The organism is Streptomyces sp. BJ20 (genome assembly GCF_022869105.1).
GTDB lineage: Bacteria > Actinomycetota > Actinomycetes > Streptomycetales > Streptomycetaceae > Streptomyces > Streptomyces griseoincarnatus.
In genome coordinates, this window is sequence record NZ_CP094918.1 from 3495293 (window position 1) to 3513438 (window position 18146).

Annotated in this window: 17 protein-coding genes; 11 read left to right on the top strand and 6 right to left on the bottom strand. The window is 69.7% G+C overall.

Annotation, left to right across the window (positions count from 1 at the left end):
• Positions 1-398: 398 nt before the first annotated feature.
• Positions 399-1910, bottom strand: a complete 1512-nt coding sequence (locus MTR79_RS15915; RefSeq protein WP_244790800.1) for an FAD-dependent monooxygenase — start codon at positions 1908-1910, stop codon at positions 399-401.
• A gap of 128 nt (positions 1911-2038) precedes the next feature.
• Here MTR79_RS15915 and MTR79_RS15920 point away from each other — a divergent pair, with 128 nt between their 5' ends.
• Positions 2039-2623, top strand: a complete 585-nt coding sequence (locus MTR79_RS15920) for a TetR family transcriptional regulator (protein WP_086704911.1) — start codon at positions 2039-2041, stop codon at positions 2621-2623.
• A 292-nt stretch (positions 2624-2915) separates the two neighbouring features.
• Entirely contained in the window at positions 2916-3623 is a 708-nt protein-coding gene (locus MTR79_RS15925) for an N-acyl homoserine lactonase family protein (protein ID WP_244793184.1), read from the top strand.
• Positions 3624-4085: 462 nt separating this feature from the next.
• Here MTR79_RS15925 and MTR79_RS15930 read toward each other — a convergent pair whose 3' ends face one another.
• Positions 4086-4499, bottom strand: coding sequence for an SRPBCC family protein (locus MTR79_RS15930; protein ID WP_189364357.1), 414 nt, complete (start codon positions 4497-4499; stop codon positions 4086-4088).
• Between the two features lie 29 nt (positions 4500-4528).
• The gene (locus MTR79_RS15935; RefSeq protein WP_086704913.1) at positions 4529-5539 is read right to left on the bottom strand and encodes an aldo/keto reductase; all 1011 of its coding nucleotides are present in this window, start codon (positions 5537-5539) and stop codon (positions 4529-4531) included.
• Positions 5540-5688: 149 nt separating this feature from the next.
• Here MTR79_RS15935 and MTR79_RS15940 point away from each other — a divergent pair, with 149 nt between their 5' ends.
• The gene (locus tag MTR79_RS15940; protein ID WP_086704914.1) at positions 5689-6600 is read left to right on the top strand and encodes a LysR substrate-binding domain-containing protein; all 912 of its coding nucleotides are present in this window, start codon (positions 5689-5691) and stop codon (positions 6598-6600) included.
• Positions 6601-7344: 744 nt separating this feature from the next.
• Here MTR79_RS15940 and MTR79_RS15945 read toward each other — a convergent pair.
• The gene (locus tag MTR79_RS15945; protein ID WP_189364354.1) at positions 7345-7731 is read right to left on the bottom strand and encodes a peptidoglycan-binding domain-containing protein; all 387 of its coding nucleotides are present in this window, start codon (positions 7729-7731) and stop codon (positions 7345-7347) included.
• Positions 7732-8046: 315 nt separating this feature from the next.
• Complete coding sequence (locus MTR79_RS15950) at positions 8047-8283, bottom strand: peptidoglycan-binding domain-containing protein (RefSeq protein ID WP_107500386.1); 237 nt, start codon at positions 8281-8283, stop codon at positions 8047-8049.
• A 510-nt stretch (positions 8284-8793) separates the two neighbouring features.
• Between MTR79_RS15950 and MTR79_RS15955 the strand changes: the two genes are divergently transcribed.
• The 8 genes from MTR79_RS15955 (at position 8794) to MTR79_RS15990 (ending at position 17371) form a co-directional block, all read left to right on the top strand.
• On the top strand, positions 8794-9762 hold the full coding sequence (locus tag MTR79_RS15955; RefSeq protein ID WP_086698785.1) for a helix-turn-helix domain-containing protein: 969 nt from the start codon (positions 8794-8796) through the stop codon (positions 9760-9762).
• Positions 9763-10432: 670 nt separating this feature from the next.
• Positions 10433-10738: a DUF2254 family protein gene (locus MTR79_RS15960; protein WP_244790802.1), complete on the top strand. Its 306-nt coding sequence runs from the start codon at positions 10433-10435 to the stop codon at positions 10736-10738.
• Positions 10739-11843: 1105 nt separating this feature from the next.
• A complete protein-coding gene (gene ectA, locus MTR79_RS15965; RefSeq protein ID WP_244793186.1) occupies positions 11844-12320 on the top strand; it encodes a diaminobutyrate acetyltransferase in 477 nt (158 codons plus the stop codon).
• 63 nt (positions 12321-12383) lie between these two features.
• Positions 12384-13679: a diaminobutyrate--2-oxoglutarate transaminase gene (gene ectB / locus MTR79_RS15970; protein WP_244790804.1), complete on the top strand. Its 1296-nt coding sequence runs from the start codon at positions 12384-12386 to the stop codon at positions 13677-13679.
• A 90-nt stretch (positions 13680-13769) separates the two neighbouring features.
• A complete protein-coding gene (locus MTR79_RS15975) occupies positions 13770-14168 on the top strand; it encodes an ectoine synthase (protein WP_086698782.1) in 399 nt (132 codons plus the stop codon).
• Positions 14169-14225: 57 nt separating this feature from the next.
• Positions 14226-15131, top strand: a complete 906-nt coding sequence (gene thpD, locus MTR79_RS15980) for an ectoine hydroxylase (RefSeq protein ID WP_244790806.1) — start codon at positions 14226-14228, stop codon at positions 15129-15131.
• A gap of 28 nt (positions 15132-15159) precedes the next feature.
• A complete protein-coding gene (locus MTR79_RS15985; protein ID WP_244790808.1) occupies positions 15160-15510 on the top strand; it encodes an SAV_915 family protein in 351 nt (116 codons plus the stop codon).
• A gap of 841 nt (positions 15511-16351) precedes the next feature.
• Positions 16352-17371 (top strand): NAD(P)-dependent oxidoreductase, encoded by a 1020-nt coding sequence (locus tag MTR79_RS15990; RefSeq protein ID WP_244790810.1) that lies wholly within the window; start codon positions 16352-16354, stop codon positions 17369-17371.
• Positions 17372-17393: 22 nt separating this feature from the next.
• On the opposite strand, the gene MTR79_RS15995 is transcribed toward MTR79_RS15990, so the two are convergent.
• Complete coding sequence (locus tag MTR79_RS15995; RefSeq protein ID WP_244790812.1) at positions 17394-18050, bottom strand: ScbR family autoregulator-binding transcription factor; 657 nt, start codon at positions 18048-18050, stop codon at positions 17394-17396.
• Positions 18051-18146 lie beyond the last annotated feature (96 nt).

Genomic DNA, 18146 nt, shown 5'->3' on the forward strand with positions numbered 1-18146 from the left:
GCCTCCTTGGATGTCGCTGTCCGGGTGGCCGGGTTCCCGTGCCGGAGCCGTGGTAACAGCGGCGGCCGGGGCCGGACTGCTGGCGCGACCCTTCCGGCGGCAGCATCGGGTTCGTGGCCTGCTCCAACCCGCCGTTGTGACCGACCGTCACGGCGCGCCGCGCCTTGTGGGACACACGGGCGAAGCGCCGGAGGCTGGTGCGACGACGGTCCCACGAGCCTCCCGCACCCTCGCACGGTGCCTTTGCATACGGTCGGCTGCCTTCTGGGCAGGTGGCGGCTGGTGGCGGGTTCATCCGCCGGTACCGGGGGTCTGCGCGGCGCTCGCACTGCCGACGGTGACGGTCGTGCACCGGCGTCCTGTGAGCGAGTCAGCTCGCCGGGCAAGGGCCTTGGACGTCAATGTCGGCCGGGGGCGTTGAAACGCGCGGAGACTGCGGCCTCGATGGCTGTGGTGTCGGCGTCGTCCTGTGCCCAGGCTGTGTATCCGTCGGGGCGCACGAGGATGGTGGTGCGCCGGTCGTCTGCCCAGTGTTCGACGGCGGGGGGTGTGGCGGGCTTGTCGTCCGGGGTGGTGTGGTGGGGGAGTTGAACGGTGGGCGGGGTGATGAGGACGAAGTGTCCGCCGCGGAGGGCTTCGTGGAGGCGCTTGCCGCTTTTGAGGGTGACGTCCTGGACGCGGGTGCCGACGAGGGGGTGGGCACCGCGTGGGGCGGGGTAGCGGTAGCCGATGCCGGTGATCTGAGCCAGGGCCTTGGTCCGGGCGGGCGCGGCGGCGTTGACGAGGGCGGAGACGACGGCGCGCAGGGCACGCAGGGCCGGGTTCTTGGCGCGGGCCAGCCGGAGGAGGCCGCCGCTGCTGCGCAGGACCGCCTTGCCGACCGGGTGGCGTTCGGTCTGGTAGGTGTCCAGGAGGTTGTCGGGGGCCTGTCCTGTGACGACGGCGGCGAGCTTCCAGCTGAGGTTGGCGGCGTCCTGCATCCCGGTGTTCATGCCCTGGCCGCCGGCGGGGGAGTGGATGTGGGCGGCGTCGCCGGCGAGGAAGACGCGGCCGGCCCGGTACTCGGGTGCCTGGCGTTCGTCGCTGTGGAAGCGGGAGAGCCAGCGGGCGTCGTGCATGCCGTAGTCGGTGCCCAGGGCGCGACGGGTGACGTCCTTGACCTCGTCGAGGTCGAGGGGGTGGTCGTCCGGGACTTCGTTGCGGCGGTTCCAGCCCATGACGCGGTACCAGCCGTCGCCGAAGGAGGCGATCATCGCGAAGACGTCACCGGTGCCGTCGACGGTGAGAACGCTGTCGGGCTTCTGGCCGAGCCGGACGTCGGCGAGGAACAGGGAGGTGATGACGGAGTCGCCGGGGAAGGGCTGCCCGATCGCCTGGCGCACGGTGCTGCGATGGCCGTCTGCGCCGACGACGTAGGCGGCACGGTGGGTGGTGGTCGTCCCCTCCCCGGTGCGGACGTCGATGTCCACGCCGTCGGCGTCCTGGCGCAGCGCGAGGAGTTCGGTCTCGTACCGGAACCGGACGCCGAGCCGCCGGGCCCGCTGCTCCAGGAGGCGCTCGACCTCGTACTGGGGGGTGATCAGCAGGAAGGGGAAGCGGGAGGGCAGCGTGGTCAGGTCGAGTGAGAGGCGGCGGAAGAGCCGCAGTTGCGTGATGGTGCTGCCGGTGGCGAGCAGGTCGTCGGCGAGGCCGCGGGCGTCAAGCTGTTCCAGTGTGCGGGCGTGGACGCCGAACGCGCGGGAGAGGCTGCTGATTTGGCGGGGGCGTTTCTCCAGCAGGGTGACGGCGATGCCGGCCTCGGCGAGGTCGCCCGCCAGGATGAGGCCGGTGGGTCCGGCGCCCACGACGATCACGGGGGGCGTGGCGCCCGGGGTGGGGTCGTTGCCCTTGCCCGTGCTGGTGCCGTTCATGGTGACCTCCGGTAGCCAACGATTGTGGGCCAACGGCTGTTGGCAAATGTCTGCTGGTAAAAGTAGATGAGTGCCTACGTGCGCGTCAACGCTTGTTGGCCAATGCGTGTTGGCCTACGATCGTTGGCATGAACAAGAGCACGTCCGCCACCCCCGCCCGTCGCTCCGATGCCACCCGACAGGCCATCCTGGAGGCGGCTCGCGAGCGGTTCGCCGCCGACGGTTACGAGCGCGCCACCATCCGTGCCATCGCCCAGCAGGCGAAGATCGACCCTTCCATGGTGATGCGCTACTACGGCAACAAGGAGGGGCTGTTCGCGGCGGCCGTCGCCATCGATCTGAAGCTTCCGGATGCGGGCTCGCTGCCCCGCGGGGAGGCCGGCCGTGCGCTGGTGACGCACTTTCTGCACCAGTGGGAGGAGAACGAGGTGCTCACCGCACTGCTGAGGGTCGGCGTGACCAACGACGCCGGCGCCGAGCGGATGCGGGGCATCTTCAGCGACCAGCTTCTCCCGCTGGCCCGGCGGCTGTGCCCCGACCCCGAGCAGGCGCCGGCACGCGCCGCGCTGGTGTCCTCTCAGCTTTTGGGCCTGGCCCTCACCCGCTACGTCCTGTGCTTCCCACCCGCGGTGCACCTGCATCCGGAGGAGATCACGGCGTGGCTGGCGCCGACCGTGCAGCATTACCTGACGGCGCCGCACCCTGGGGCGTGACGGGCGTGACGGGCGTGACGGGCGTGACCGGCGTGACGGGCGCGCGGTCAGGCGGGCGCGGCACGAGCGGCGGCGGCATGCGCGAGCGCGGGCACGGTGTGACGTCGCCCCCGCGCGGCGATCCGTCGATGCCTCAGGTCCCTGCGCCCCACTGCGCCCCACTGCGCTCCGCCCTCCCGCGCCTCGCCTTTCGCCCCCGCCCTCTGCGGCTCGTGAGCCGGGGGGTCTGCTGTCGGCAGGCCGGCTCGGGGGTCGGGCGGCGGGCTGTCAGGATGACGCCGTGGGGAACACGATGGGGAACGTGACGGTGCGGCGGCTGGATCTCGGGTACTTCGTCCGGCCGGCGTCGGAGACGGGCACCTCGCAGCCACGGGTGGAGCCTGTCCTCGCCTACCTCGTGCGACACGGCAAGGGGCTGATCCTCTTCGACACCGGCGTCGGTGACGCGGACGCCGAAACCGAAGCCCACTACCGGCCGCGACGCCGCGCCCTGAAGGACGCCCTGTCCGCGGCCGGAGTCGGTCTGGACGACATCTCCGTGGTGGTGAACTGCCATCTGCACTTCGACCACTGCGGCGGAAACCCCTTCCTGGGCGGCAGGCCCGTCTTCGTCCAGGAGGCCGAACTGGAGGCCGCCCGCGGGGGAGGCCATACCTTCGACCACCTGATCGACTTCCCCGGCGCGACGTACGAAGTAGCCGCCGGGGAGGCCGAAGTGTGGCCGGGGGTCTGGATCATTCCGACGCCTGGGCACACTCAAGGACACCAGTCGCTGGTCCTCCGGCAGGACGACGGCACTGTGGTCCTCGCGGGCCAGGCACACGACGTCGCTTCCCACTTCGACTCCGAGCAACTGGCCCGCCGCGCCGCCCTTGACGGTGTGGAAGAGCCCGTTCCCCCGTATCGGCCCTGGCTGGACCGGATGATGGACTTCGATCCCCGACGCGTGCTCTTCGCCCACGACTGCTCGATCTGGGAACCACCGCAGACGCGATCGTGATGCGTGGCGGGCGCGGGACGCGCTGAACCGGCGCGGCGTCCCTACGCGGGGCCATCGCCTGCCCGGCCGGCCGGGCACGTTCCCCCGGCCCGACCCCGCAGACGGCGTGGCTCACCGCTGCAGGTGCCATCGTTGCACGGATGGTTCTCCTTGGTCATCCAGGGTGTTGAGGGACGTCTCAGACCGCGGCCCACGCCGCACGCAGCCATGAGCCGTGGCTCATGTCGACGTGCGGCTTCGCGGGTCCGAGCCGCCTCGGCCGCAGCGCGAGCGGATCGGTGATTGGGCCGACGGAAACGGTGGCCGGCGGGTCAGCTGTGGGGAACCCGCAGCATCAGATGGGCAGGGCCAGCGCGACAGGTGGCGGCCGAAAGCTGCAAGATCTCCCAGCACAGGGCCCGTTGGCGCCGGACAGAGTCCTCGCGGAGCCGGACGGCGCCACCGGGCGTCCCGTCTCCGTGTTCACGCCTCGAGTGTCTTCCTCAGTGCGGCCAGCCCTTCGGTGTAGATGCCGTGGAACAGAGCGATCGCTTCTTGTTCGCTCGAACCTGCCGGTGTGAAGGTGCCGGCCCACTCCACACGGCTCTGCCCGCCGGGCTTCTCGTGCACGGTGAGGGTGGAGCGGTAGTCGGTGACAGGGAAGGGGGCCCGCACAATGGAGTAGCTGTAGCTACGCGCCTGGTTGTCGAACGCTTCGAGGCGTTCGACGATGACACCGCCTTCCTCGTTCGTGAGGCTGCGGACGCGGCCGCCTTCGCTCAGCGTGCTCGCGGGAATGTAGGGCAGCCAGTCGGGCAGGGAGTCGAAGCCGCCGATGAGCTGCCAGACGCGGTCGGCGGGCACCGGGATGTCGGTGGTTGCGGTCGTAGTCGCCATGGTCGTCTCCTGTTCGGGTGAGGTAGGGGTCAGGCGTTGGGTACGGGAGCGTCCTGCGCGATCAGTCCTTCCGTGCGCAGAGCCGCCCAGAAGGCCGCCGGGACCTTCTCGCCGAGTGCGGCGACGTCCTCAGCGATGCGGCTGGGCCGGGAGGCGCCGGGGATGGCCGCGGCGACCGCGGGGTGAGCAAGGGAGAACTGCAGCGCTGCCGCCTTGATGCCCACGCCGTGCTGCCCTGCGAGTGCCTTGATGCGCTCCACCTTGGTGACGACCGAGGCGGGGGCCTTCTGGTACTCGAAGTGCTGTCCGCCGGCCAGCACGCCGGAGCTGTACGGTCCACCGACGACGATGTCGACGTTCCGGGCCTTCGCGGCGGGCAGCAGGCGCTGCAGGGCGCGCTCGTGGTCGAGCAGCGTGTAGCGGCCGGCAAGGAGGAACGCGTCCGGCTCGGGCTCCTCGAGGTCGAGCGTCAGCTCCAGGGGCTCGACCCGGTTGACGCCAAGACCCCAGGCCTTGATGACGCCTTCGTCGCGCAGCCTCTGCAGCACCCGGAACGCACCGGTGCGGGCCGTCTCGTAGGCGGCGAGCCACTCGTCGCCGTAGAAGTCCTGTGCGACGTCGTGTACCCACACGATGTCGAGGCGGTCCGTCCTCAGCCGCTTGAGGCTGTCCTCGACGGAGCGCAGCGTGGCGTCGGCCGAGTAGTCGTTGATGATCTTATTGGGGCGTCCGTGCTCGAACAGTCCGCCCTTCTCGCCCAATTCGCGGGCGGACGGATCTTCGATCTCGTCGAGGATGACGCGGCCGACCTTCGTGCTCAGGACGAATTCCTCGCGGGGGCGATGGGCCAGCGCTTCTCCGAGCCGGATCTCGGAGAGCCCCGCGCCGTAGAAGGGCGCGGTGTCGAAGTAACGGATGCCGCTGTCCCAGGCGGCGTCCACGGTGGCCGCGGCTTCCTCGTCGGGAATGGCCCGGAACATGTTGCCCAGCGGTGCGGTGCCGAAGCCCAGACGGCCGGGCAGGAAGGACTTGATGGACATGGTGCAGATCCTTGCTGTGGCGGACGGCGACGGATGTGTTCTCTTCGCGCTTTGTGCGCGGTCCGTCGACTGACGTGTTCGAGGCTAGGATCTACACTTGAGACTGTCCAAGACTTACTTGGACGCACTTGAGTCCTTAGAGGTCTTACATGCTTGACCTGCGGCAACTCCGTTACTTCGTAGCCGTCGCCGAGACCGAACACGTCGGCCAAGCCGCCGAGCGGCTGCACATGTCCCAGTCGCCGCTCAGTCGGCAGATCGCTCAACTCGAACAGAACCTCGGCCTCACCCTGTTCGAGCGCGGCCAGCAAAGAATCCGGCTGACCCGGGACGGCAAGGTCTTCCTGGCCGAAGTCCGCGCACTGCTGCAGCATGCGGAGCGCCTGGAGAACCTGGGCCGTCGGCTGGGCCGCGGAGATGAGGGCGGACTGTGTATCGGCTACGTGGCGGACGCCATGCACACCGGCATCCTGCCCGGCGCGCTACGCGCTGTGCACAGTGAACGCCCCGGCGTTCACATCGCTCTGTACAACCTTCCGCCGAGCGAGCAGTTCGAAGGCCTGCGGCAGCGCAGCCTCGACATCGCGCTCGTCCATGAACCTCCGTCCGCGGGTGATCCTGACCTACTGGCCGCGCCCCTGCTCCAAGATCCGCTGCTGCTCGTTCTCCCTGCGGGTCATCCACTCGCCGAACAGGAAAAAGTGGCCCCCGGGGACCTCGATGGCCAGCCGTGGATCGCCGTCGAGAACGCTCAGGACCCCGCCTGGCGGGACACCTTCGTCGCCTCATGCACAGTGGCCGGGTTCACGCCCGACATCCGCTTCGACGCGGCCGAGCCACTGACAGCGCTCGGCCTGGTCGCTGCTGGGCTCGGACTCGCACTCGTACAAAAGAGCATGGTCCGCGCCACCACCGAGGAGGTCGCGGTGCGCGAGCTTCCCTGGAACGAGACAAGCGTCCAGTTGTGGGCCGCGTGGCACCGGGTCGACCTTCGGCCCCTGGTGACCTCGTTCCGCACCACCGTCCTGCGGACGAGTGCCGTCGCACAGCCGTCCGAGTAGCGGCTGTGGTCGATCCGCTCCCGCACCTTCCTTCGGATGCTGTGGAGAACGGCCCCCAGAGGCTTGCCCTGCTGGACTCCGCCGTCCGGGTCGCCACCGCGCCGGGCGTGGCGGCCGCCTGCGGGGGAGCGGACGGTCCGAGCGCCAGTCCCGCGAGCGCGCCGACCTGAGGCACGGCGCCGTAGAAGCCACGCCGGTTGCTCGGCGCATACTCGACCGCGAGCAGCAGGCCGCCGCCCCACTCTCCCCCCAGCGCGAGGCCCTGAACGAGGCGTAGCAGCGTCAGCAGGACGGGGGCGACGACTCCGATCGCCTCGTAGGTGGGAAGCACGCCCATGAGCATGGTGGCGAAGCCCATCGGCAGCGGCGTTGCCCACTTGACGGGGCGGTTCCGGGGCCGAGGCCAGGGCAGGCGGCGCCCGGTTGGGGTGGTGGTGCGGTCAGGCCTCGGTGGGCGGGCCGGTGACGCGCGTCGAAGTACCGGTCGGGGGCGCCGCCTTCGGGGGCCGGTAGGGGGCCGGTCGGAGAGGCGACGACCCCTTCGACCGGCCGGTGCCCCCCGTTGCTGCCCGAGACCGCGGCCGCGCCTGCCGGCCTGCTGCCCGACGACGCCGAGAACCCTGGCAGGACCGGCGCTGGCCGGGGGACCGTCGGCTTGCTCGCGCGGGGGAGTCGAGCGGCCTCGCCGCTTCGGCTGATCCCGGCCGAAGCGGCAGGGAGTGCCGGCGCCGCTGAACCGCGATGTCAAAGGCGGGCGCAGCCCAGCGTGGAACTGTAGTGCTTCATGCTGTCGCGGGTGTCCGGGCCGTAGATGCCGTCCTGGAAGAGCCCGTACTTCTTTTGGAGAGCCTCTACGGCGAGGAACGTCTGAGGGCCGTAGAAACCGTCGACGCCAAGGTAGGAGTAGCCCTCGCAATTCTTCAGGCTCCGCTGCAGCGCCTTCACGGCCGGGTTCTCCGTGCTCTGGTTGAGGACCAGTTTGCATGTCAAGGTCTTGGAGCTGCCGTAGGCGGGAACGGTGACGGAGTGGCCTGAGGTGATGGAGACGGCCTTGGTGGTGTTGCAGGTAGGGTATACAGCCGCGCTCGCGGTGGGGGAGACAGCGACGCCGCAGGCGAGCAGGGCCGCCATGGCGCCCAGGGCAGTAAGGACGCGAGACGTGCTGCGGGACGAACGGAAAGACATCATGCTCCTAGTGGGAGGGTGTCGGACAGGCAGCAGATCTTGATCAGAAATCTCGGCGTTTGCATTTCTTGGTATGTCTACGCCTCGTCCGCGCGATGCTGAGGCGTTCCTACCTGGAGGGGAGAAGACCCGGGCCGACCGTGTCGGCGAGGGACACCGCGGCCGCGTGGACATTCCGGTGTCCGGCACGACCAGGGTCGGAACCTCTGGTGGCCGGGTCCTCAGAGACTCATCACCTGTCCACTCAGACGCCGCCTAGCTTCATGCGCAACGGACCTTGGCACCCGTCTCGATGCTGTACCGGCCCCAGAGGATTGCGTTGCGTGTCACCGGACCGTACTCGCCGTCCTGGTTCACGCCGGCCCTGCCCTGCGCGTATTCGAGTGCCGCCTTGGTGGCGGGCCCGAACACCCCGTCAACCGCGATGTTTCTGCCGTAGCAGTCCCGCAAGGCCTTCTGCAGGGAGGTGACACCCGCACCGGTGCTTCCCCGGGCCATGACGCACGTCGTGTCGGTGCTGCTCGTCGACGGCCTGGTGGTCCAGGTGGTGTCCGCACTCTGCGTCCAGGCGGACGAGGTGCACCACGGATAGGCCGCGGCTGCAGCAGAGGGCGCGGCAGCGACGGCCCCTCCCAGTGAAGCAGCCAACAGCCCGGAAGTAACAAGTGATGTGACGCCTTTACGCGTGCGCAGGAACATTCTCAGCCCTCTCGACGATCCGCAAACTGCCGGCCAGGCCAGGGTGCCGTCCCCCGGCCTCTCCCACGGACCCTAGGGTCATCGTGGGTCTCCGACTTTGTCGATCGTGCAGGGAACTTTGTCAGTGGTGCACCGCCTCGGGCTGACGCCGGATCAGGCGCGTGCGAGCCCTTCGAAACCGTTGCGCACCGAGAGAGAATCCAGCCAGACTGACGGCGGGGACCGTGCGTGCGAGGGGTGACTTGTGGGGGAACGGGCCGCTGCACTGGCAAGCCGACCTTGTGACCGACGCAGAGAAGGGCCGGCCTCATGAGCCCGGTCCTCGACACAGCGTTCATACCGCCGCGGGACCGGGAGGAAGTGGTCCGCAACGCGGTGTGGAAATCCATGGTGGCGGTCGACATAGACCACCGTCCCGCGGCTGAGGACATCTCCGTCCGCATAGGGCTCGGCACCGTGGGGCCCATCAAGATCTGTTCGGCGCGGGCGACCGCGGTCGCTCTCCGTCGCACCGAGCGGCTGGCACGGGAGGACGAGGAGCCGGCTGTCACTCTCGGTGTGCAGATGAAGGGCAGCAGCGTGGTGGTGCAGAACGGTCGCGAGTGCCTGCTGAGGCCGGGGGAACTGGCCGTCTACCAATCGATCGCCCCCTACACACATCTCTTCGACGAGGGAGTCGACTACCGCTTCATCCGTTTCCCCCGCGCGGCACTCGCGCTCCCCGACCGTTTACTACGAGACGTCACCGCGCGCCCTCTGGGATCCGACAACCCCGTTGCGCGCCTCGCCTTCCCCTACTTCTCCCAGCTGGCCGTCAGCGACGAATTGCACCAGGGCGAGCATGCCGACGCCGTCGTGGAACCCAGCATCGAACTCCTCCGTGCCGTCCTGACGTCCCAGCACGGCAACTCCGGCCTGGCCAAGGAACCGCTGGAAGCGACACTCGGCCTGCGGATCACTCAATACATCCTGTCCCACCTGGCTGATGCCGATCTGACGGCGGCACGGATCGCCGCCGCACACAACATGTCCGTACGCCACCTCTACGCTGTGCTGTCCCGGTCGGGCATCAGTCTCGGCGACTGGGTCCGTGCACGCCGCCTGGCCGCATGCAGGCGGGAACTGGCCGGCCCGAACGGGCGACTGCAGACCATCGCGGCGATAGGACGGAGATGGGGCTTCGTGGACGCGACCCACTTCAGCAAAGTGTTCAAACAGGCATACGGAATCTCGCCTCGAACCTGGCGCGACCAGCACCACCCCCGCTCCTCCGCGTGACAATCTCCGCGCGGCGTCGTTCGCGTGACCGATCGGACAGCCGGAGAGATCACTTCCGTTCCAGCGCGCCACCGGACGCCGTCCCTGCCGGCGGTCTTCATGCGTTGTTCTCGGGGCGGCAGCGCCGGGTCGGCGAGCGTCCCGTACCCGGCGCTTCCCCGTCCGGCTCCGAAAAGGTGCGCTGTGAAGGCTTTGGCGCGCCCGATCGTCCGATGGTGGCGGACGACCAGGCGTCCTCGTGAGGCGGCGGCGGGCGGGCTGGAACACGCCCAGGAAGCATCCGATGGTGACCGCTCCGGCGGCCGCGAGCGATGTCAGGCGGTCGAGTGTCTTGCAGTGGAGCACGGGGGGCCTTCCGTGAGGGCGCGGGGACGGGCCACCCCGGCCGGGCGCACCCCGGACGGACGGGCCGGGGCGCGGGGTCAGATGCCGCCCATGCGTATGAGCCACCAGTCCGGGGTGACGGCGGCGGCCGCCGAAGGGTGGGTATCGGCGAAGCGCTCCTCCACGGTGCCCTCGATCCGGACGGATCCTGTCGGGCAGTTTCGAGAAGCGCAGCCCGCGCTGCGCCTCCGCCGCGCTCCCGGGTCCGCGTACCTGGCCCATGCGCCTGCTCGTCGTCTGAGGGCTGCTGCGTGACGAGCCCCTTCCTCGCAGCACCGTACTGCTCGTGGTCCACGGGGAGCCCCGCACCCCGCCCGAACCGCGCCGACTGGCCGGGACGGTCGCGCTGGGCGCCGAGCGGACCGTCGAGCGGGACCCCGCCTTCGCACCGCGGGTCCTGGCCGGCGTCGCAGCCCAGGCACTGTCCTCGGCGGTGAACGACCCGACCATCGCGGTCCAGGTCCTCCAGCACGGCGACGCGTTCCTGCACGCGGTGGGCCGGTCCTGGCTGAGGGGCCGGCACGTACTCGGCGACGCCGACGGCGAGCCGCGAACGGGGGTGGCAAGGATGACGTCTGCGCCGCCGTCGTAGGGATGGTGGATATGGCGTAGTTTCGTGTCGGTGATGAAGACTTCCGCGAGCGCTTCGTCCGCGACTGCTCGCAGCAGCCCGTCGGCACAGCCGTGACTCGACCGGCGCCGGTCGGCGTACAGGCGCGTGTGGGTGTGGAATTCCGGGTCAGGGTCATCCTGGTCCGACTCGGTCCACCAGCGGATGCTGCCCGGGTGCAGTGTCGGTCGTGGGGTCGAGTAGCCCGGGGGCCCGGTCGGTGTGTCTGACCAGTCCATCGTCACCGCGAACACATCGGTGTCCGTGAACAACTCGTCGAGGATCGTGTTGTACCGGTCCAGCACGATCGCGTACTCGTCTCCGGACTGCGGATAGCGCTTCGAGCCGGGGAGGCTGTGGAAGCGAACCCGGCGATCCGCGTACCTGGTGCGAAACGTGTGAGCGACCGGAGGGGCCGACGGATGCCGTTCTCTCCACAGAGCCGCCAGGAGATCAGGGTCGATGACGAGACTCCCCCGTGGCTGGAGCCACATCGATAGGACAGGAGACGCGGTCCTGTCGTGACCGTTGATGCTCCAGTCAGGATAATGCTGGTGGTAGCCCGCCCGCCGTGCAGAAGAGGGCAGGCGTTCACTCTGATCACGGCAGATAGGTCTGTGAACGCGGCTTGATCTGGGCCATCAAGCCGCGTTGACAGACTCTCATCCCTCGCCAACTACGAGAGTGGGACTGCAGCAGTCCCGGGTTGCGGCGCTGGATATTGCTTGGGATGACGTGCAGGGGTCGAGTCCGCGTTGCTGGATTGCCTGGCTGCGGGGGAACGTTGCCGGTTCGTTTCACCTTTCTTCTTTTTTAAACAGGGTTTTTCGTGTGGGCGTGTGTGGTGTGGGGGGCGTAGCATCGTAGCGATGTGTCACGGTGGTACGTCCGTGTGGACAACTGAACCCTGAAGCGGCAGACACCGTAGTCGGTGATCCGCTGGTTGAACGGTCGTCTTTCGGGGGCGCGGAGAATGGATCGGACGGGGTCCGTTCACATGCGGGTTGACGCATGCGCGTGGTGGTTGGCGCGTGCGCGCGGTGGTTCGCGCAGCGAGAGTGAGGTGTGTTCGGTGGACACACTGGTTATGGCGGTTCCCACGGTTAAGGACGGGGCTGCGGTGTGGCGTATCGCCCGCGATTCTGGGGTGCTGGATGTGAATTCTTCCTACAGTTATCTGCTGTGGTTCAGGGATTTCGCCCGTACTTCCGTGGTGGCCTCCCAGTCCGGTGATGTGCCGGTGGGGTTCGTCACGGGATTCCGCCGCCCCGAGCAGCCCGACACCCTCGTCGTCTGGCAGATAGCCGTGGACCGGGGGCAACGGGGACGGGGCACGGCCGGTGCGATGCTGGACCATCTCACCGCCCGGCTTGCGGCGGGCGGCACCCTGCGGCACCTGGAGACCACCATCAGCGCGGACAACGCCGCGTCGCACCGACTGTTCCGGTCTTTCGCCCGACGGCACGCGGCACCGCTCGAAAGGGACCTTCTGTTTCCGGCGGAGTTCTTCCCCGACGCGCACGATGCCGAGTTCCTGTACCGTATCGGGCCGCTGCTTCGATGAGACGGCGGCCGCGAAGACGCCTGACGTAGACGGTTTGTTGGTCTGCCGTGAGGAGCGAGCATCATGACGGTTCCCCATCCCGCCTCTCATGTGTTCGAGAGGCTCGAGTCCGAGGTCCGTTCCTATTGCCGGGGCTGGCCCACCGTGTTCGACCGTGCACTCGGCAGTCGCATGTACGGTGAGGACGGCCGCCCTTTCCTGGATTTCTTCTCCGGTGCCGGGGCGCTGAATTACGGGCACAACAACCCGGTGCTCAAGCGTGCGCTTGTCGACTACATCGAAGGTGACGGTGTCACGCATGCTCTGGACATGTCGACGGCCGCGAAGCGTACTTTTCTGGAGACTTTCCAGGAGGTTGTGCTTCAGCCGCGTGAACTGCCGTACAAGGTGATGTTCCCGGGGCCGGCCGGCACCAACGCCGTGGAGGCCGCCCTGAAACTGGCCCGTAAGGTGAAGGGCAGGGAAGCCGTCGTCTTCTTCACCAACGCCTTTCACGGCATGTCGCTGGGCTCGCTGGCTGTCACCGGCAACGCTTTCAAGCGTGCGGGCGCGGGTGTGCCCCTGGCGCACGCGATGCCCATGCCGTACGACGGGGGGCCGTGCGGCGGGGAGGGGGCGTTTTCCTGGTTGGAGCGGCTGCTGGCGGGTGAGGGGTCCGGGCTGGACACGCCGGCGGCCGTGATCGTGGAGACCGTGCAGGGTGAGGGCGGGATCAATGTGGCCCGCTCGGAGTGGTTGCGCGGCCTCGCCGAGCTGTGCCGGCGCCGGGACATGCTGCTGATCGTCGACGACATCCAGATGGGGTGCGGCCGCACGGGTGCGTTCTTCTCCTTCGAACAGGCCGGCATCGTCCCGGACATCGTGACGCTGTCGAAGTCCGTCAGCGGATACGGACTGCCGATGGCGCTCACCCTGTTGCGTCCCGAGCTGGACATCTGGCGGCCCGGCGAGCACAACGGCACTTTCCGTGGTTTCAACCCGGCTTTCGTCACCGCCACCGCCGCGCTGGAGGAGTACTGGCGCGACGGCCGGCTGCAGAAGCAGACCCTGGCCCGCGGGGAGCAGATGGAGCAGGGCTTGCGGGCTGTCGCCGCCGGCCGGCCCGGTCCCGCGCCCGAGGTGCGTGGCCGTGGGTTGGCATGGGGGATGGAGTTCGCCGATCCGTCGCGGGCTGCCGCCGTGTGTGCCCGTGCCTTCGAGCTGGGCCTGCTGCTGGAGACGTCCGGCCCGAGGGACGAAGTCGTCAAGCTGTTCCCGCCGTTGACCATCGAGGAGCAGGAACTGGAGGAAGGCCTCGCGCTGTTCGCGTCCGCGGTGCGGGGAACCGAACGGCCCACGCGGTCGGCCGGCCCCCGTTGAGCACACGAACACGCACACGCACACGAACACGAACACGGAGGCGGGCGCAGGCGTGGCCGCCCCGGGCGCACACAGAAGGTGGGATGAGCTGTGATCATCCGTTCCCTTGAGGAGATCGAGGACACCGTCCGGCATGTCAGGGCCGCGTCCGGCACCTGGGAGAGCAAACGGCTCGTGCTGGCCCGGGAGCAGGCGGGTTTCTCCTTGCACGTGACGACGCTCTACGCCGGTACGCAGACGACGATGCGGTACACCCACCACGTCGAGGCGGTGTTCTGCGTCGAGGGCGAGGCGGAGCTGACCGATGAGGAGAGTGGTGAGAAGCACTGGATCACGCCGGGGACGGTGTATCTGCTGGACGGCCACGAGCGGCACACCATGCGGCCCAAGACCGACGTGCGCTGCGTGTGTGTGTTCAACCCGCCCCTGACCGGCCGGGAGGATCACGACGCCGACGGCGCCTACCCGCCGCCCGGGCCGGGTGCCTGAAAGGGGACTGCGAACCGGGAAAAGGGATCCGAAAGTCGACCAGGCATGGGGACGACCATGACGACGATGCACCACCACCGTCCGACCACCGATGTGTACCCGACCCGCGGCACGGCCGAGGCGATGATGCCGCGCCGTGACCCCGTGGTGTGGTCCGCACCCGGCATGTCCGGCCCGCTGGGAGGGGCCGGACTGGCGGATGTCGACCGCGCCGGCTTCACGACCGTCGAGGCACTGCTGAGCCCCGGCGAGGTGGCCTTGTTCCGCGGCGAGCTGGACAGGCTGGTCCGTGACCCGGCAGTTGGCTGCGACGAGCGCGCCGTCGTCGAGCCCGCCTCCCGTGCCATCCGGTCGGTGTTCGAAGTGCACCGGATCAGCGAGGTGTTCGCCTCGCTCGTGCGTGACGAACGCGTGGTGGGAACGGCCCGCCAGATCCTCGGCTCGGACGTGTACGTCCACCAGTCCCGCATCAACGTCAAACCCGGCTTCGGGGCGAGCGGCTTCTACTGGCACTCCGACTTCGAGACCTGGCACGCCGAGGACGGCCTGCCCCGCATGCGCGCCGTGTCGGTGTCGATCGCGCTCACCGACAACCACGCCACCAACGGAAGCCTGATGATCATTCCGGGGTCGCACAGGACGTTCCTGGGCTGCGCGGGCGCCACCCCGAAGGACAACTACAAGAAGTCCCTGCAGATGCAGGACGCGGGGACGCCGTCGAACGAGGCCGTCACCGCGCTGTGCGAGGCGGGCGGCATCCGGCTGATCACCGGCAAGGCCGGTTCGGCGACCTGGTTCGACTGCAACTGCATGCACGGCTCCGGCGACAACATCACGCCCTACCCGCGCAGCAACGTGTTCATCGTGTTCAACAGCGTCGAGAACACCGCGGGCGAACCCTTCGCGGCACCGGCCCGCCGGCCCGCGTTCGTCGCGGCGCGTGACTTCACCCCGGTGAGGTGACGGCCGCAAGCCGTGAGCGGAGACCACCATGGCTGATGCCCGGCGCGACGCGGACCCCACGCCCGGTGGACATCCGCCGGCCGACCTGCTGTACGTACCCGTCCGGCCGCACCGCCGCTGCTGTGTGACGTGCTTCTTCCGCACTCCCGGCGGCCGCCGTACCGCCGTCGCCTTCACCTCCTGCGCACGGCTGCTGGCGGCCCTGGGTCAGGACCACCCGTGGATCAGGCTCTCCGTCACCGCGCTCCGCGCCCTCACCGCCCCGCTGGGGTGCACCACGATCACCGTCGATCCGCAGGTGGCGGTCCGCCCGGGCGCCTCCCGCACATCCCGTGCGGGCCCCGGCAGGAGCCTGCTGCCGGGGGCCCGGGCGAACTGAGGCGGGCCCCCGGCCGGCGCCGGCGCCGGCCACGGGCCCGCGGACTGAAGGGAAGGTGCCCTTCAGGGCCATGGGTCTGCCCGATCCGGCGGAGCACACCCGGCGACGCCGCCGCGTGCTGCCGCGGCGGGCGGAAAGCGCACGTACGCGCCGGCCGCGGCAGATGCCGGGGCGAGCGGGTGGGACGCGGCGGCTTCACAACGGCCCCGGCAGGCGGCTGCACGAACACGCTGTCCTCCACCGCAGCGGGGCGGCACCCCCGGTGGCAGCGAATGTGGCCGGCTGTCCGCCGGCGGCCGCGCTTTCCCCTCTGGCGTGGTCGCAGCTCTCGCGCCGGCCCGCCGCAGGGGGGCGGGGAGAGCAGGGGGTGCGGACACGCGTGTGGTGTCGTCGGCGGGGCTGTGCGCCGCGCGGTTCGGCTCTCCGGCTGCGGCTCTTCGCCGCAGAGCGTCCCTGCGGGGTTTCCGCCCGAGCCCGGCCGTGGCGTGTGTCCAGTGTGTCGGCGTCTGCGTCGAGGTCTATCTGTTCGCGCGTCAGGGCCTGAGCGGGGTTTCCGTGCGAGCCCGGCCGTGGGGTGTCCAGCGTGTCGGCGTGTGTGTCGAGGTCCATTGATCCGTGCGTCAGGGCCTGGCCCGTGCCGCGGACACCGGCGGTCTTGACCGTCCGCTTGCGGCGGCGGGCACGCCGGGGCGGCCAGGCGCGCGTAGGCCCGGCCGCTCGGCACCCCCGCCCCCGTCCGCCCACACCGGACCGCCCCGAAGAACCGTCCAGCCGGTATATTCTGCCTCGTGCGGGCCGGCCCGCCTCGGTGTCGCCGTTCGAGCGAAGTGGGGAAAACATCGTGTCGAGTTGGCCGTCACCTGTTAGGGGCACCGTTCTGGTCGTCGGCGGCAGCGGCTTCATCGGAAGCGCGGTGGTGGGTGAGCTGGCCGCGCGCGCCGCCGCCCGCGGCGGGCCCGCGGTGCGGGTGCTGGCGCGCCGGGCGCCGTCGTCGCGTGATGGCGTGGTGGGTCATGTGCGTGCTGATCTGACCCGGCCCGGGTCGCTGCGGGGGGCGTTGGCGGGGGTGGAGGTAGTGGTGCATGCTGCCGCCTATGTGGGGCGTGATGCCGCCCGGTGCGAGGCGGTCAACCATGGCGGCACTCTTGCTCTGCTGGAGGAGGCCCGGCGCGCGGGTGTGGGGCACGTCGTTTATGTCAGCACGGCGTCCGTCTATGGTGTGGGGCCGCACCGGGGCGCGGACGAACACGCGCTGGTGCCGCGTCCTGCCTCTCCGGCGAGCATGTCACGGCTGCGGGCGGAGCGGGCGGTGCTGGACGCGGGCGGTACCGTGCTGCGCCCGCATCTGGTGTACGGCGTGGGCGACGAGTGGTTCATCCCGGCTCTGGCCCGGCTCCTCACCGAGGTGCCGGCGTGGCCGGCCGGCCGGGCCTCGCGCAGTTCCCTGATCGCGGTGGGTGATCTGGCGCGCGGTGTGGCGGGTCTGGCGTGCGCGCCGAGCGCCGCGGACCGTTCCGCGGTGTACCACGCGGCCCACCCCCGGCCGGTGGCGGCGGACCGGCTCCTGTCGGCGCTCGGGCGCCACCTCGGGTTTCCCGTGCCCCGCGGGGATGTGTCGCCCGGGGAGCACCGCGGCCTTCTCGCGCGTGCGGTGCCCGAGCTCTCCGACCACCAGTACGCCTTGCTCACCCAGGACCACTGGTACCGTGCCGACCGTCTGTGGTCCCGGATCGGCGAGGATCCGGGACCGGGTTTCGAGGCCCGCTTCGCCGAGGCGGCGCACTGGTACGCGGCTCGTCTCGCCGGCCGGGGCCGGTCCCGGGCGGGGCGGGGAGCCGGGCCGGGCGGCCCGGCTGCCTGAGCCGCCGGCCGGGCGGGGGAGGCTACTGGGTCTGTGCCTGGGCTTGGGCTGTCATGTCGGCGTGCAGCTTCAGCATGCGGTCCTGGCTCATGTCCACCGAGGCGAGGATGGAGGGGACCGCGATGCTGGGCAGCAGGTGGCGCAGCAGGGCGGTGACCCTTGTGCTGAGGTCCTGGTGCTTGCTGAGGGCCTGGGAGAGGGACTGGATGCCTGTGTAGGCGCCGACGAGGACGCCCGAGGTCTCGGCCGGCACGATGTGGGGGAGCAGCTCGCCCTGGGCCTGGGCCTTTTCCAGCCGTTCCTGGAGCAGGTTGTCCCAGTGGATGAACGACTCGCCGCGGTTGACGCCGTGGGCCAGCTCGTCCAGGGACAGCCGGACCGCCGCCTGGACCAGGGGGTCGGTCTGCAGGCGGTAGGTGTGCAGCAGCACCATGTCCACGATCTCCTGGATCTTGGACGGGCGGTCCGGCACGAAGAAGTCCTGGTTCTGGGAGAGGAGCACCTCCTGGGCCAGGTCCTCCTTGGAGGGGAAGTGGAAGTAGAGCGCGCCCTTGGTGACGCCGGCCTCCGCGAGGATCTGGGAGATCGTCGCCGCCTGGTACCCGTGCTCCTGGAAGACCTTGGCCGCGGCGAACAGGATCGTCCTGCGTGTGCGGATGGCCCGCTCTTGCTCAGCCATGCTGTCCTCCAGTCGTTCCACGTGCCCGGGCGTACCCCCGATTGCAAACCATCCAGTCTGTATTTTAACAGCCCGTCTCCGTCTGCCGGTGATGGC